The 396-nt window shown below is 76.0% G+C and carries 1 protein-coding gene; it reads right to left on the bottom strand.

Going from position 1 to position 396, the window contains the following annotated elements:
- Positions 1-32: 32 nt before the first annotated feature.
- The coding region (locus VR44_RS11900) for a cupin domain-containing protein (protein WP_045947417.1) at positions 33-396 on the bottom strand (364 nt) is incomplete at its 5' end.

The raw sequence follows: 396 nt of genomic DNA, 5'->3' as shown, positions 1-396 counted from the left end.
CCGGGGTCGTCGCCGCCTGACCACGGCCGGCGTCAGGTGAGCGGGGCGGCGGGGAATTCGGTGGCGGGGCGGGTGGCGTAGCGGGCCATGGCGGTGATGTTGGCCTCCGGGGTCAGGGGGCGGCCGTCGGCGAGCATGCCGCCGAGGTCGCGGAAGTACTGGGCGTACCGGCCGGGGGTGAACGTGCTGAGCATGACGGCCGGCTCGTCGGTGACGTTGGCGAAGGTGTGCGGGGCGCCGGGCGGGACCACGACGAGCGTGCCGGCGGGCGCGTCGTGGCTGTCGCGGCCGACGGTGAAGCGCACGGTGCCGGAGACGACGTAGAAGCCCTCGTCGTGCTCGGCGTGGCGGTGCTGCGGCGGTCCGGGGGTGTGCGGGGCGAGGACGGACTCCGCG

This window comes from Streptomyces katrae (assembly GCF_000966975.1).
Lineage (GTDB): Bacteria > Actinomycetota > Actinomycetes > Streptomycetales > Streptomycetaceae > Streptomyces > Streptomyces katrae.
The sequence above is the reverse complement of the archived record's forward strand: the minus strand, read 5'-3'. Positions and strand labels throughout refer to the sequence as shown.